This window comes from Mycobacterium sp. WUMAC-067 (assembly GCF_020217485.1).
Classification (GTDB): Bacteria; Actinomycetota; Actinomycetes; order Mycobacteriales; family Mycobacteriaceae; genus Mycobacterium.
This window is the reverse complement of sequence record NZ_JAEKMI010000197.1, coordinates 1-467: the sequence shown is the minus strand read 5'-3', so window position 1 is coordinate 467 and position 467 is coordinate 1. Positions and strand designations below refer to the sequence as shown.

General features: G+C 61.9%; 1 protein-coding gene. It reads left to right on the top strand.

The features are described from left to right. On the top strand, positions 1-438 hold a 438-nt coding region (locus JF781_RS28205), incomplete at its 5' end, for an IS30 family transposase (RefSeq protein WP_225330694.1). Positions 439-467: the final 29 nt, after the last annotated feature.

Here is a 467-nt window from a genome sequence, read left to right as displayed (position 1 = left end):
ATCGTCGGCCCGAACAGCGCGATCGGCACCCTGGTCGAGCGGTCCACCCGCTTTACGATGCTGTTGCATTTGCCCAGCGATCACACCGCCGAGACGGTGGCCAGCGCGATGATCGAAGCCATGCGCCAGTTACCCGAACACCTTCGGCGATCGATTACCTGGGACCGGGGCAGTGAAATGGCCCGCTGGCGCGACATTCAGCTGCAGCTCAACACCCCGGTCTATTTCTGCAATCCGCACTCGCCCTGGCAACGCGGTACCAACGAAAACACCAACCGCCTCCTGCGGTTCTGGTTCGAGAAGGGCAGCGACCTCAGCGGTCACACTCCGGCTGACCTCAAACGCATCCAAGACACCCTCAACCGACGACCCCGCCCAACCCTTGACCTCGACACCCCCGCCCAACGCCTGGCCGCTCTCCTCGACCAAGCCGCCTAACAAAAATGCATTAGCCACTTGACTTTGAG